Here is a 12,667-nt window from a genome sequence, read left to right on the forward strand (position 1 = left end):
CCAGAAGCCAACCGACACCACCCCGCCACCCCGACTCGGAGCGCTCCGCCGCAGCCGCCTGTAGCACAACGGCCCCGCCGTCACAGGGTGATGGCGGAGCCGTTCGCTGTTCCCCTGGCTGCCGCCGGGGGTACGGTCCGGAGTGCGACGTCCAGATCGGAGCTCAGCATGGCACACACTCCTGACAACTTGGAGGGCCTCTCCACCGGCGAACGCATCCAGGTCCTTCGCGAGTCTCGGGGCATGTCCCGCCCGGTCCTCGCCGGGCTCTGCGGGCGCGGCCCGGACTGGCTCAAGAAGATCGAACGCGGCGACCGCGAACTGCGGTCCCACACTCAGCTGATGCGCCTCGCGGCGGCGCTCCAGCTCAACGACATCTCCCTCATCACCGGCGGCATGCCCGAGTCCGTCCAGCCCATCCCGCTGGGTCGGCTCACCCATCCGGCGATGCCCGCGATCTGGGATGCGGTCATGCGCCGCTCCCTCTCCTCGGCCCCGGCTGGGCCGGTCGACGCGGCGGCGCTCCAGGCTCGCGTCGACCAGACATGGCGCCTGTGGCACACCTCCGGGCGGAACCGCACCGAGGTCGGGGCGCTGCTGCCTGCCCTGATCAGGGATGCCGAGGCTGCCACCCGGGCGGTCGACGGGCCCGCGCGGCGCGCGGCGCTGGTGGCACTCGCTGACGTGTACCGGCTCGTGGCGCAGGCCACCGCGTACGTCGCTCCGGGCGAGCTGGCGTGGGTCGTGGCCGACCGCGCGTTGACGGCCGCACAGGCTGCGGACGACCCGCCCGCGATCGCCGCTGCCGCGTGGGCGATGGGCAACATCGTGCGAGAGACCGCTTATCCGGACGAGGCGTTGCGGGTGGTGAACGAAGCGGCGGACATACTGCGCCCTCACCTGGCGGACGCGCCGGAGGACTGGCGGGGCCTATACGGGGCACTCCAGCTGCACGCCGCGGTGACGTGCGCGCGGGAGGGCCGTGAGGGGGACGCGTGGCGGCATTGGGACGCCGGTGACCAGACGGCGAAGTCGCTGCCGACCTCTTACGTCCACGCCAGCACCGTGTTCGGCCGGGCGAATGTCGACTTCCACGCGGTTAGCGTGGCCACCGACCTGCGCGCTGCCGGACGCGCGCTGTCCATCGCCGATGACCTGGACCCTGACAGCATGCCCAGCACGGAGCGGCGGGCTCGCCTGTGGGTCGAGGTCGCCCGCGGGCATCTCCAGCGCGGGGACCGGACGGCGGCTCTGCACGTGATGAAGCTGGCCCACCAGATCGGCGCGGAGACCGTGGCGTTCACGCCGTCGGCGCGCGGGGTGGCTGCGGATCTGTGGCGCCGTGCCCCGCGGGCTCTGCGCCCGGAGGCGGCGGCCTTGGCGGAAGCGATCGGCATCACGGCGGACGTGTAAGGGACAACTACGTCGAGGGGGACACACCGTCCCCCTCGCACTGGCCGCCGCCTCCTACGGTCATCGGCACGTCACAGCGTCGACCGCTGGAGCCCTCATGACCGTGAGCACCGAACAGTGGCACGCCTCGCCCGACCCGAACGAGCCGCCGATCGCCGACGCGGCGACGGGCGAAGTCCGCGTGCCCCTGGCCTTATACCTGGTTGACCAGCAGCGGGGCCGCGTGCCGCTGGTCCTGTCGCGCGCCGACGCGGAGCAGTTGTGCACCGTGCTGCGTCGGGCGCTGGGAGCCGCGCGGTGACCCCGGCGTCGTTCTGGCCTGATGGGCCGGAGCCCGCACCGTTGCCCCTCTCCGACGAGCCGCCGACTCTGATCGACGGCCGCACCTGCCCGCCGGTGACGGCGGGCGCGTGGTGCCCCGGTTGTCGGGACACCGTCGAGTCGCTGGCGCTGCACAACTGCCGGGAGAGCGCGCGGTGATGCCGACGAACCTGCGCCTGGTGCCGGTGTGCATCGACTGCCGCAAGCAGATCCGGGACGCGCGTCCGGTCCCGGTCGCGGTGCACTCCGAAGGCCGGATCCTCACCGTCGGCCCCGACTGCCTGGTCACCGGCCGGTGGATCCCCCTCGCGCAGCGCCCGCAGCTCGGCTCGGGCGAGCCGTTGAACTACCCGCCGGAACCGCTCATGCCCGAGCGTCTGATCCGCCGCCTGGCGCACCTCGGCCCCCGGCCGGACCTCCGGCCGCTGATAGAACGGGTCGTCTCCGCCTGGGCCCTGACCACCTTGAAGTGGCTCCTGACGGCGGAGGAGATGACCGACGCGCACAGGGAACTCCGGGTGGCCGTCGCCGAGTTGCGAGCCCAGACCCGAGGACGGCTCCACGCCGTACCGGACGGGGGTGACCCCTCGTGCGGGGACTCCGCCTGACCACGCCCGACCCGGAACGCCGGCAGGACGAACGCACCCTGGACCGCTGCTGGATCGGCTGCGACCCCGAGGTCAAACGGGCCGTGATGTGGGTGGGCCGTGCCACCCTCTCCGGCGTCGCCGGTGACGCCTCGGCCGACGTCTACGCCTGCGACGCGTGCCTCGCCCATCTCTACGCCATGGCCCGCGCCGCCCAGTACGAGCGCGACCGGCCCGAGCACCTGAGGAATGTTTCGTGACCGCGCACGCGCCCGGGACGGTCGCCGTGTCCCTGGAGGTCGACGTGTACAGCGTCCGCCGGGGCGACGAGGTGATGATCGGCGCGCAGCCGTTCACCGTCCAGGACATGTTCGCCCTGGCCAACGGTCGGCGCCGCCTGGAGTTCACAGGCGGGGAAGCGTTCACCATGAACCGCACCACCATCCTGTGGATCACCCGCCGCATCTCCCCGGCGCGCGTTCGGCCGGCCCGCGCCGCGCCACCCTAGACCGCCCTGCCCTGGCTGCGCCGACCCCTGCCGCCACCTCACCGGCGGGCCCGGGGGATCCCACGGCCCGGCCACGGCAGGGCGCCCGCCCGCCTCCCGCTGATTCACACCACCCGGAGGCGGGCGGGACCAGACCCACGGCGCGAAGGCGGCGGAGATTACCAACGACCTCCGCCACCTCACCAGAACCCGCCCGCTCCCCCGGTATCCGCCTCTGCACCGGCCGCACGGGCGGCGCTCCGGAGCGACGGCGACCCGCCCGGAGCACCCCGGCCGCCGCCCCGCACGATGGCGGCGGCCGGGACCCACCCACCGCAGCACGCCAGGAGACCAGCCATGGCCGACGGGAGCACTGGGGTTCTGGTCCGTGGCCGGGGCGGGCGGCATGCGGTGCGGCAGGGGCGGCCGGTTTGGCGCGAGCCTCCTGAGCGGGACCCAACCGGGCTGATGCGGGCAGGCCAAGGGCTGCCCGGTTCGCGGCGAGCGTACGGCCCCGCTCCCTCACGCCAAACCGGCCGCCACCCACCACCCCGCACACCACCCGCAACCGCACCTGACCGCCCAGCCACCCCAGGTCACCATCCCGCAACGGCCTCAACTGCCACAAAACCGCAGGTCAGAGGCCACTCTTAGCGCCGAAGCTGCGACCAACTCATGATCGGCGGCCACGTGTTCATCGTGGAAGACCTCGTCACCACCGGCCCGTGCAAGCGGCTGACCTTCACCACCGGGGAGCACTTCACCATCCGGCCCCACACCGTTCTATGGGCCGCCCGCCGCATCAACCCACGGGGACCCCGCCGCCCCGACGCCCAGGACCACACCCGTGGACACCGCTGACCAGCTCCCACCGTCCGCACAGGACCAGGGCCAGGTCATCATGAGGACGGCGCGGTCGGCGAATGCCGGGCCCCGGGGGTGGTGCGCGAGCCGGCGACTTCTTGTGGCACCGTGCAGCCCGATAGGAGAACCATGCGACCACCAGAGGAACCGCGCGGCGGCCGGGGTGCGGACGAGCACGCGTTCGACGCCTTCTACGCCGCGAGCGTCGGCCGGCTCATCGGGCAGCTGTACGCGATGACGGGCGATTTCGCCGAGGCGCAGGACGTGGTCCAGGAGGCGTTCGTCCGGGCCTGGGAACACCGGGACGAGCTGGACCTGAACGCCGCCCCCGAGGCGTGGGTACGCACGGTGGCCTGGCGGCTGGCGGTCAGCCGGTGGCGGCGGGTGCGCACCGCGCTCACCTTCGCCCGGCGGCAGGGCCCGCCGGCGGCGGTGCCGCCGCCGGAACCGCACCACGTGCTGCTGGTTCAGGCGCTGCGGCAGATCCCCGAGGCTCAGCGACGGGCCGTGGTGCTCCACCATCTGTGTGACCTGACGGTCGAGCAGGTGGCTGCCGAGGCCGACTGCCCGGTCGGCACGGTCAAGGCGCGGCTGAGCCGGGGGCGGGCGGCGCTGGCACGGCTGTTGGCCGATACTGAGCTGGATCCGCGGACTGCCCGCGTGTCGGAGGTGCGTCATGGCTGACGAGACTGAGCTGGAGGGTTACCTCGCCGACCTCGCCGAGTCGGGCCGGCGGCACGCCGAACCGCTCGCCGCGGAGCGGATCCGGGCGCGCGGTGAGCAGCGCCGGCGCCGCCGGCGGTCCGCTCTGGCGGCCGGCGGCGCGCTGCTGGCCACGGCTGTGGTCCTGGGAGGGGTGTCACTGACCCGGGCCGCCCAGGGGCCCGAGCCGCCCGCCGTCACCCCGACACCGACCGCCTCGCCGTTCGTGCCGCCGGCACCCGCTCCGGGCGAGGAGTACGCCAGCGAGCTGGGCTACGTGTACGACGCGGTGCTGAGCGGGGACACAGTGCGGGTCACCGTCGAACAGCTTCGCGCCGAGCGGGGAACCACGGCACCCGCCGGTGTGGTGCACACGCTGACCCTGCCGCGGGGGACGCTCGTCGAAGCACGCGCGCTGACCGACGGGAGCCCCGCGGACGTGCAGCTGGACCAGCTGGTGAGCCAACTGGCCGCTGGACCGCAGTGGGTGTTCTTCATCGACTACGACGACGAGGGCGAAGTCCACTCGCTGCGGGAGGCTTACTGGCTCTCCGAATGAGCCTTCGGGGGAGCTCCGGGGCGGTCGGCGACGCAACACGATCGTGATGCAACCCGGGAGGTGGGGTGGCGCGTAGAGCCCATGTATCCCGAACACGCCTGACCCCTGGGGGACGGACTCTTGACCACGCACCTCTCACGCCGCCTCACCGCGCTCGCCGCGCTCGCCGCGCTCACCGTCGGCCTCGCGGCCCTGACCGGGTGCAGCGGCGAGGACGACGGGCAGACGGCCGCCACCGCGCCGGCGGCATCCTCGACGCCTTCCGCCTCGGCCGACGAGACGGACCCGACCGACGCGCCGGACGACGGCACGGACGCGGACGCCACATCGGCGCCGACCAGCGCGGCCCCCTGGGCCGGCGCCAGGCAGTTCGTGCAGATCGAGGACGCCTGGACCAGCGACGGACGGACGTACCTGTCGGTGCGGCCCGCCGAAAAGGAGGCCCACGTCACCGACTTCTCCGAGGCATGGGTGGTCGTCCCGGGCGAGGGGCCCTACACCGAGGTGCCCCTGGCCGAGGACGCCCAGGTGCTGCTGTCGGCCCCCATCGGCGACGAGTCCCAGCCCTCGTCGTACTCCCCGGCCGAGCTGGTCAGCCGGCTGACGGCCCAGTCGTCCTCGGTCCGCCCGCTCGTCGGATACGACCTGAGTTTCGACGGAGAGGGACGGGTGACCAGGCTGGAGTCGCTGTACACGGCCTGAACGCGCGGGCCGGAACCTGATCCGACCGACCCGCGAAGAGTGCCCCTCACCGGCGCGGCCCCGCGTAGCGGGCCAGGAGGTCGGCGAGGGGTTCGCGGCGGGTGCAGGCGTTCAGGGCGAAGCAGGAGGCCAGGGCCTCGGCGGTGTCGGGGTCCACGCCCTCGAAGCAGGCGGCGAAGTCGCCCACCATCGGCTCGGCCAGCAGGACGTGGCGGACGATGCCGTGCAGCCACCGCCTGCTGCCCCAGGGGAACGGGTGGTAGTCGGGGAACTCCTCCTCGAAGAGCCTCTCGATCGGGTCCATGATGTGCCGCACGCCGGTGTCGACCGAGCCCCAGGAGTCCACGCCGAGCCGGGCCTTCTTCTCCAGGACCGGGGCGATGCGCCGGATGTACGCCGAGTCGGGTGCGGCGTGGACGAGGCCCTGGAGGCCGATGTCCTTGTAGGTCCACAGGGCCCAGCTGGCGCCGTGCTCGCGGTAGAGCGCCAGCTGGTCCTCCAGCAGCGCGAGCCGCTGGGCGTCCCGCGCCGGGTCGCCGGTGTAGACCGGGCCGAACTCGCCGATCCAGATGGGCGTTCCGGTGCGGCGCATGTACTCCGTGCGCGCGAGGAACGTGCGCTCCACCACGGCCCGGTCCACGTACTGGCCGCGGCTGGTGCCCGGGTAGGGACCCCCGTCCACGAATCCGGGCAGGGCGTAGTCGTGGGCGGTGTAGACCGTGCCGGGCAGCGGGTCGCCGAGCATGTCGAACTGGGTGGAGTACCGGTTGCCGTCCAGGAAGAGGAGGTGGCGGGGGTCCACCGCGCGGATCGCGGCCTCGATGCGGCGGTAGAAGGGGCCGATGACCTCGCCGGTGACGTCGGCCGGCTCGTTGACCGGGTTGTACCCGGCCACCCAGGGGTTGTCCTTGTAGCGGTCGGCCAGCGCCTCCCAGAGGTGGACGACGCGGTCCTGGAAGTGCCGGTGGGTCCAGAAGTGCGCCCAGTGCGTGGGGTTGTCGCTGTGCCAGTGCTGGTTCTGCGCGCCGGGCAGGGCGTGCAGGTCGAGGATGGTGTAGATGCCGTGCCGGGCGCAGGCGTCCACGGCGCGGTCCAGCAGCCGGAAGCCCTCCTCCTTCAGCTCGAAGGGCCGGTCGTCGTCCTCGAAGTGCCGGTAGTTGAACGGTATGCGCAGCGAGTTGAGGCCCAGCGAGGCCAGGTAGCGCGCGTCCTCGTCGCCGAAGAACGCGGTCAGGAACCGGTCGAAGAACCGGCGGTACCCCTCCTCGCCCAGCACCCGGCGCAGGGCCTTGCGCTGGAGGGACTCGGTGGCCGGGTAGCCGGTGATGAAGTTCTCCATGTTCATCCAGCCGCCGAGGCCGAAGCCGCGGAGGATCACCCTGGCCCCGGTGGCGTCGACGAGCCGGTCGCCGTCGGTGGAGAGGAAGGCGTCGGCGCTGGTGGTGTGGTCGGTCATCCGTAACTCCCCGGGTCTCGCCGCGTTCCCGCCGCATGTGTCCGAATGATTTCGAATGTTTTCGAGTAACTTTCGCCAGCCTAGGAAGGGCCGCGCTCGCGCACAAGAGCCGCGACCGTTGACGTATCCACCGGCACCTCACTAGCGTGACGAGGCGCAGCGAGACGAAACTTTCGGACCGGAGGTCGGGACCGTGGTGACCAGCGAGGGCGGGCGTCGCAGCCAGGAGTGGTTCGGCGCGGAGGGCAGGTCCGGGATGATCTACCGGTCCTGGATGCGGAACCAGGGCTTCGGGGCCGGGGTGTTCGACGGCAGGCCGGTGATAGGCATCGCCTCGACGTGGTCGGAGCTGGCGCCGTGCAACGCGCACCTGGACCGGGTGGCGGAGGCGGTCAAGCGCGGGGTGTGGCAGGCGGGCGGCTTCCCGCTGGTGTTCCCCGTGATGGCCACCGGCGAGACGCTGATCCGCCCGACCGCCATGTTCTACCGCAATCTGATGGCGCTCCAGGCCGAGGAGCTGATCCGGGCCAATCCGCTGGACGGCGTGGTGCTGCTCTCGGGCTGCGACAAGACCACGCCGGGACTGCTGATGGGCGCGGCCAGCGTGGACCTGCCCGCCGTGATGGTGACCGGCGGGCCCATGCTCAACGGCAAGTACCGCGGCCAGGACGTCGGCTCCGGCACCCATGTGTGGAAGTTCGAGGAGGAGATGAAGGCCGGGCGCATGACCCGGGAGGAGTGCGCGGTCGCCGAGGGCTGCATGGCCCGTTCGAACGGCCACTGCATGACCATGGGCACGGCCTCCACCATGGCGTGCATGGCCGAGGCGCTGGGCATGCAGCTGCCGGGCTCGGCCACCTGGCCCGCCGTGGACGCGCGCCGGTTCGAGGTGGCGCAGGAGGCGGGGCAGCGGATCGTGGCCATGGTCGAGGAGGACCTGCGGCCCAGCGCCATCATGACCCGGGCCGCGTTCGAGAACGCGATCCGCGCCAACGCCGCCATCGGCGGCTCGACCAACGCCATCGTCCACCTCCTGGCCCTGGCCGGGCGGCTGGGTGTGGAGCTGGCGCTCGACGACTTCGACGAGCTGGCCAGGCCGGTGCCGACGATCGTGGACCTCATGCCCTCGGGCCGGTACCTGATGGAGGACTTCTGCTACGCCGGGGGCCTCCCGGTCGTGCTGCGGGAGCTGGCCGAGGCGGGGCTGCTGGACCGCGAGGCGATGACGGTGACCGGCGCGACGATCGGCGCCAATGTCGCGGGGGCCGAGTGCTTCGACCCGGCGGTGATCACCCCGCTGTCCGAGCCGTTCCAGCCCGCGGGCTCCGGCACCGCGGTGTTGCGCGGCAACCTGGCCCCGGCCGGCGCCGTCATCAAGCAGTCGGCCGCCTCCCCCGAGCTGCTCACCCACCGCGGCCGGGCCGTCGTGTTCGACAGGCCGGAGGACTACCACGCCGTCAGCGACGACCCCGACACGGACATCGAGGCCGAGGACATCATCGTCATCAGGGGCGCGGGCCCCCGCGGCTACCCCGGCATGCCCGAGGTCGCCAACGTCCCGCTGCCCGCCAAGCTCCTCAAGGCGGGCGTCACCGACATGGTGCGGATCTGCGACGGGCGGATGAGTGGCACCGGCTACGGAACGGTCGTCCTGCACGTGGCGCCCGAGGCGGCCGTCGGCGGCCCGCTGGCCCTGGTGCGGACCGGCGACACCATCGAACTGAACGTCCCCGCGCGGACGTTGACCCTGGACGTGTCCGAGGACGAGCTCGCGCGGCGGCGCGAGGAGTGGCACGCCCCCGAGGCGGCGGCCGACTCGGGGTTCGCGTGGCTGTACACCGAGCACGTCCTCCAGGCCGACCGGGGCGCCGACTTCGGCTTCCTGGTGGGCCGGCGCGGCTCGGCGGTGCCGCGTGAGTCGCACTGAGGCGGCTCACGCGCGGGGCGTGGACGGCGCGGCGGGCGCCGAGGGGGCGGAGGGCGGTGAGCGGCGCGTCACGATCGCGGAGATCGCCCGCGAGGCGGGCGTCTCCGAGGCGACGGTCAGCAAGGTGCTCAACGGCCGCGAGGAGATCTCCCCCGCCACCAGGACCCGGGTGCGGGAGCTGCTGGAGCGCCGCGGGTACCGGCGGCGCGGGGTCAGGCGGGCGGACCGCGCGGGCCTGATCGACCTGGTGATCTCCGAACTGAACTCGCCCTGGGCGACGGAGGTGCTGCGGGGCGCGGAGCGTGAGGCGCGGCGGCACGCGGCGGCGGTCGTGGTCACGGTCGCCGACGGGGACCCGGGGGACGGGACCTGGCTCGACCGGGTCGCCGAGCGCCGTTCGGACGGGGTGCTGCTGGTGCTGTCGCCGCTGCGGCCCGCGGCGGCCCGGAGGCTGACGGCGCTGGGCACCCCGTTCGTGCTGGTCGACCCGGTCGGCGGGTTCGACCCGGCCGTTACCACGGTGGGCGCGACCAACTGGTCGGGAGGGCTGGCCGCGACCGAGCACCTGATCGGCCTCGGCCACCGGCGGATCGGCGTCGTCACCGGGCCGCCGGACCTGGTGTGCAGCCAGCAGCGGCTGGACGGGTACCGCGCCGCGCTGGGCCGGGCGGGGATACCGGTCGACCCCGCGCTGGTCAGGTACGGCGACTTCCACGCCGAGGGCGGCGCCGCGCAGGCGGCGGCGCTCCTGGACCTGGACCGGCCGCCGACGGCCGTCTTCGCCGGGTCCGACCTCCAGGCCAGCGGCGTCTACGCCGAGGCGCACCGCCGGGGCCTGCGGATCCCGGACGCGCTGAGCGTGGTCGGGTTCGACGACGTGGCGCTGTGCGCGTGGGTGTCGCCGCGGCTGACCACGGTGCGTCAGCCGCTCGCCGAGATGGCGCGCATCGCGGTGCGGACCGTGCTGGCGCCGGCCGGGGAGGGCCCCGAGGGCCCGCCGCGCATCGAGCTGGCGACCAGCCTGGTGGTGCGGGACAGCACGGCGCCGCCCCCGGGCTGACGCTCCGCCCGCGCGCCGGCGGGCGGGCTCACTGCCCCTCGCGGGTCGTCATGGTGGACGTGCCGCTGAGGAAGCGGGCCGTGCTGACCAGGCCGACCATGCTGAACGCCTGCGGGTAGTTCCCCAGCTGGCGGCCGGTCACGGTGTCGTACTCCTCGCTGAGCAGGCCCACGTCGTTGCGCAGGGAGAGCAGCCGCTCGAACAGGGCGCGCGCCTCGTTCCCGCGGCCCGTGCCGTGCAGGGCGTCGGCGAGCCAGAAGCTGCACGGCAGGAACGTGCCCTCCTCGCCCGGGAGCCCGTCCACGCCGCCGTCGGCGCCGGGCCGGTAGCGCAGGACGAGGCCGTCCTCGCACAGCTCGCGCCGGATCGCGGCCACGGTCCCGGCCATCCGCGGGTCGTCCCACGGCAGGAACCCGACGCGGGGCAGCAGGAGCGCCGCCGCGTCCAGGCCCTGGGAGCCGTAGAACTGGGTGAACGTCTCGCGCTCGGCGTCGTATCCCTCCGCGCAGACCTCGGCGTGGATGCGGTCCCGCAGCGCGGCCCACCGGTCGGCCGGTCCTTCGAGCCCCTGCCGGGTGACCGCGCGCACCGCCCGGTCGAGCCCGGCCCAGGCCATCACCTTGGAGTGCACGAAGTGCCGCTGCGGGCCCCTGACCTCCCACAGGCCGTTGTCCCGGGAGTCCCAGTTCCCTTCGAGGAAGTCGAGCAGCGCCACCTGGAGGCGCCAGGCGCTCTCCTCGTCCGGCAGTCCGGACTCGCGGGCCAGGTGCAGGCTGTCGAGGACCTCGCCCCACACGTCGAGCTGGAACTGCCCGGCCGCCGCGTTGCCGATCCGCACGGGTGCGGAGCCCTCGTAGCCGGGCAGCCAGTCCAGGGTGGCCTCGGGGATGCGCCGGCCGCCGTCCAGGGCGTACATGATCTGGAGGTCGGAGGGGTCCCCCGCGACGGCCCGCAGCAGCCAGTCGCGCCAGGCGCGGGCCTCGTCCACGAAGCCGGTGCTCAGCAGCGCCTGGAGGGTGAAGGCGGAGTCCCGCAGCCAGCAGAAGCGGTAGTCCCAGTTCCGCGGGCCGCCCAGCTGCTCGGGCAGCGAGGTGGTGGCGGCGGCCAGGATCCCGCCGGTGGGCTGGTAGGTGAGGGCCTTCAGGGTGAGCAGGGAACGCCGCACCGCGCCGGGCCACTCCCCCTCGTACCGGCAGCCGGACATCCACGCCTCCCAGAAGCGCCGCGTGTCCTCCACCGCGCAGGGCGCGTCGACCGGCTCGGGGCGCGGCAGGTGGGAGGCCCGCCAGGTGAGGACGAACGGGACGCGTTCCCCGGCGGCGACCGTGAACTCGGCGCGGGTGGCGTGGTTGACGCCGTGGGTGTCCACCGTGGTGCGCAGCCAGACCGCGTCGGGCCCGGCCACCGCGCCCAGGTCCTCGCCGGCCCGGCTGACCCAGGGCACGATGTGGCCGTAGTCGAACCGCAGGCGCAGGTCCATCCGCATGGGGACCCGGCCGGAGACGCCCTCGACGAGGCGGACGACGTCCGCGGCCTCGCCGCGCGGCGGCATGCAGTCCACCACGCGCACGGTGCCCTCCGGGGTCTCCCACTCGGTCTCCAGGACCAGCGAGTCGCCGCGGTAGCGGCGCCGGGTGGCGCGGCCTCCGGCGGCCGGGGCCACCTGCCAGCGGCCCGCGTCCTCGTCGGCGAGGAGGGCGGCGAAGCAGGCCGGGGAGTCGAAGCGCGGGAGGCAGAGCCAGTCGATGGAGCCGTCCCGCCCGACGAGGGCCGCGGTCTGGAGGTCGCCGATCAGCGCGTAGTCCTCGATCATGTGGGGGGAACGTCGGCGGGCGGCGCGGTCGTTCCTGCGCCGGCGCCTTTGCCCGCGCCGCGCGCGGTTCGCGCCGTTCGCGCCGTTCAGGCGGCTCGCGCCGTTCGCGCCGTTCGCAGAATCAGGGAGGACGCTCATGGCCCCGCGGTCCCTCGCGGTGTTCGATCTGGACGGGACCCTGGCGGATGTCAGGCACCGTCTGCGCTTTCTCGAAAGGCGGCCCCGCGACTGGGACGGGTTCTTCGGGGCGTCCCTGGAGGATCCGCCCCTGGCCGAGGGCGTGGCCCTGGCCCTGAGGCACGCGGAGACCAGCGAGATCGCCTATGTCACCGGGCGCCCCGAGCGCTGCCGTCACTCCACGCTCACGTGGCTTCGGCGCCACGGGCTGCCGTCGGGGCGGCTGCTGATGCGCCGCGCGGGCGACCGCAGGCCCGCCAGGGTGGCCAAGCCGGAGCTGCTGCGGCGGCTGGCGGCGGGGCGGACCGTGGCGGTGGTGGTGGACGACGACCTCCAGGTGTGCGCCGCCTACCGGCGCGCGGGCTTCCACGTCGTGCACGCGGGGTGGATGGCCGAGGCACGCGCCGTGCTCGAAGAGGCGCAGGAGCGCGAGGGGGGCACGTGAGCCGCCGCTGACCCCTTGATCCTCCGGCTCCCACCTGCCAGGGTGTGCGTTCACCGTGTCGGGCGAGGAGGGGTGGGCGAGGTCATGTTCCGTGCGTCCGCCGGACCGGTGCCCCCTCCGTCGGCCCCGGCGCGCACCGCCACCACGGCCCCCC

The 12,667-nt window shown here is 73.7% G+C and carries 15 protein-coding genes; 13 read left to right on the forward strand and 2 right to left on the reverse strand.

All coding sequences use genetic code 11. The annotated features are described in order from the left end of the window. The first annotated feature begins 168 nt into the window (after positions 1 to 168). The 10 genes from ADY01_RS23890 to ADY01_RS23930 all read left to right on the forward strand — a co-directional run bounded on the left by ADY01_RS23890 (position 169) and on the right by ADY01_RS23930 (position 5,635). Positions 169 to 1,413, forward strand: coding sequence for a helix-turn-helix domain-containing protein (locus ADY01_RS23890; RefSeq protein WP_049577495.1), 1,245 nt, complete (start codon positions 169 to 171; stop codon positions 1,411 to 1,413). 97 nt (positions 1,414 to 1,510) lie between these two features. Next, complete coding sequence (locus ADY01_RS23895; protein ID WP_049577461.1) at positions 1,511 to 1,714, forward strand: hypothetical protein; 204 nt, start codon at positions 1,511 to 1,513, stop codon at positions 1,712 to 1,714. 41 nt (positions 1,715 to 1,755) lie between these two features. Next, a complete protein-coding gene (locus ADY01_RS39280) occupies positions 1,756 to 1,893 on the forward strand; it encodes a hypothetical protein (protein ID WP_159001377.1) in 138 nt (45 codons plus the stop codon). Continuing rightward, positions 1,893 to 2,342 carry a hypothetical protein gene (locus ADY01_RS23900; protein WP_049577464.1) on the forward strand — a complete coding sequence of 150 codons (450 nt, stop codon included), beginning with the start codon at positions 1,893 to 1,895 and terminating at the stop codon, positions 2,340 to 2,342. Before ADY01_RS39280 ends, ADY01_RS23900 begins: the two co-directional genes overlap by 1 nt. Continuing rightward, a complete protein-coding gene (locus tag ADY01_RS23905; protein WP_049577467.1) occupies positions 2,324 to 2,581 on the forward strand; it encodes a hypothetical protein in 258 nt (85 codons plus the stop codon). Before ADY01_RS23900 ends, ADY01_RS23905 begins: the two co-directional genes overlap by 19 nt. After that, positions 2,578 to 2,829 carry a hypothetical protein gene (locus ADY01_RS23910; RefSeq protein ID WP_049577469.1) on the forward strand — a complete coding sequence of 84 codons (252 nt, stop codon included), beginning with the start codon at positions 2,578 to 2,580 and terminating at the stop codon, positions 2,827 to 2,829. The genes ADY01_RS23905 and ADY01_RS23910 overlap by 4 nt, the downstream gene beginning before the upstream one ends. 669 nt (positions 2,830 to 3,498) lie before the next feature. Further along, positions 3,499 to 3,669, forward strand: a complete 171-nt coding sequence (locus ADY01_RS23915; protein ID WP_159001379.1) for a hypothetical protein — start codon at positions 3,499 to 3,501, stop codon at positions 3,667 to 3,669. A 132-nt stretch (positions 3,670 to 3,801) separates the two neighbouring features. After that, a complete protein-coding gene (locus ADY01_RS23920) occupies positions 3,802 to 4,356 on the forward strand; it encodes a SigE family RNA polymerase sigma factor (protein ID WP_049577474.1) in 555 nt (184 codons plus the stop codon). Then, the gene (locus tag ADY01_RS23925) at positions 4,349 to 4,933 is read left to right on the forward strand and encodes a hypothetical protein (RefSeq protein WP_049577477.1); all 585 of its coding nucleotides are present in this window, start codon (positions 4,349 to 4,351) and stop codon (positions 4,931 to 4,933) included. Before ADY01_RS23920 ends, ADY01_RS23925 begins: the two co-directional genes overlap by 8 nt. A gap of 120 nt (positions 4,934 to 5,053) precedes the next feature. Beyond that, positions 5,054 to 5,635, forward strand: a complete 582-nt coding sequence (locus ADY01_RS23930; protein ID WP_049577479.1) for a hypothetical protein — start codon at positions 5,054 to 5,056, stop codon at positions 5,633 to 5,635. 46 nt (positions 5,636 to 5,681) lie between these two features. Here the strand turns inward: ADY01_RS23930 and ADY01_RS23935 are convergent, their stop codons facing one another. Further along, positions 5,682 to 7,091: a glycoside hydrolase family 5 protein gene (locus tag ADY01_RS23935; RefSeq protein WP_049577482.1), complete on the reverse strand. Its 1,410-nt coding sequence runs from the start codon at positions 7,089 to 7,091 to the stop codon at positions 5,682 to 5,684. 256 nt (positions 7,092 to 7,347) lie between these two features. Here ADY01_RS23935 and ADY01_RS23940 point away from each other — a divergent pair, with 256 nt between their 5' ends. Both ADY01_RS23940 and ADY01_RS23945 read left to right on the forward strand, forming a co-directional pair. Then, a complete protein-coding gene (locus tag ADY01_RS23940; protein WP_049577498.1) occupies positions 7,348 to 9,018 on the forward strand; it encodes an IlvD/Edd family dehydratase in 1,671 nt (556 codons plus the stop codon). Next, positions 9,005 to 10,078 (forward strand): LacI family DNA-binding transcriptional regulator, encoded by a 1,074-nt coding sequence (locus tag ADY01_RS23945; RefSeq protein ID WP_324613252.1) that lies wholly within the window; start codon positions 9,005 to 9,007, stop codon positions 10,076 to 10,078. Before ADY01_RS23940 ends, ADY01_RS23945 begins: the two co-directional genes overlap by 14 nt. A 28-nt stretch (positions 10,079 to 10,106) precedes the next feature. Here the strand turns inward: ADY01_RS23945 and ADY01_RS23950 are convergent, their stop codons facing one another. Then, positions 10,107 to 11,891: a glycoside hydrolase family 15 protein gene (locus tag ADY01_RS23950; RefSeq protein WP_049577491.1), complete on the reverse strand. Its 1,785-nt coding sequence runs from the start codon at positions 11,889 to 11,891 to the stop codon at positions 10,107 to 10,109. A 136-nt stretch (positions 11,892 to 12,027) separates the two neighbouring features. On the opposite strand from ADY01_RS23950, the gene ADY01_RS23955 reads away from it, so the two are divergent. Continuing rightward, positions 12,028 to 12,513, forward strand: a complete 486-nt coding sequence (locus ADY01_RS23955) for a nucleotidase (protein WP_049577493.1) — start codon at positions 12,028 to 12,030, stop codon at positions 12,511 to 12,513. Positions 12,514 to 12,667 lie beyond the last annotated feature (154 nt).

It is taken from the genome of Streptomyces sp. SBT349, from assembly GCF_001083795.1.
In the GTDB taxonomy this organism is placed as follows: Bacteria; Actinomycetota; Actinomycetes; order Streptomycetales; family Streptomycetaceae; genus Streptomyces.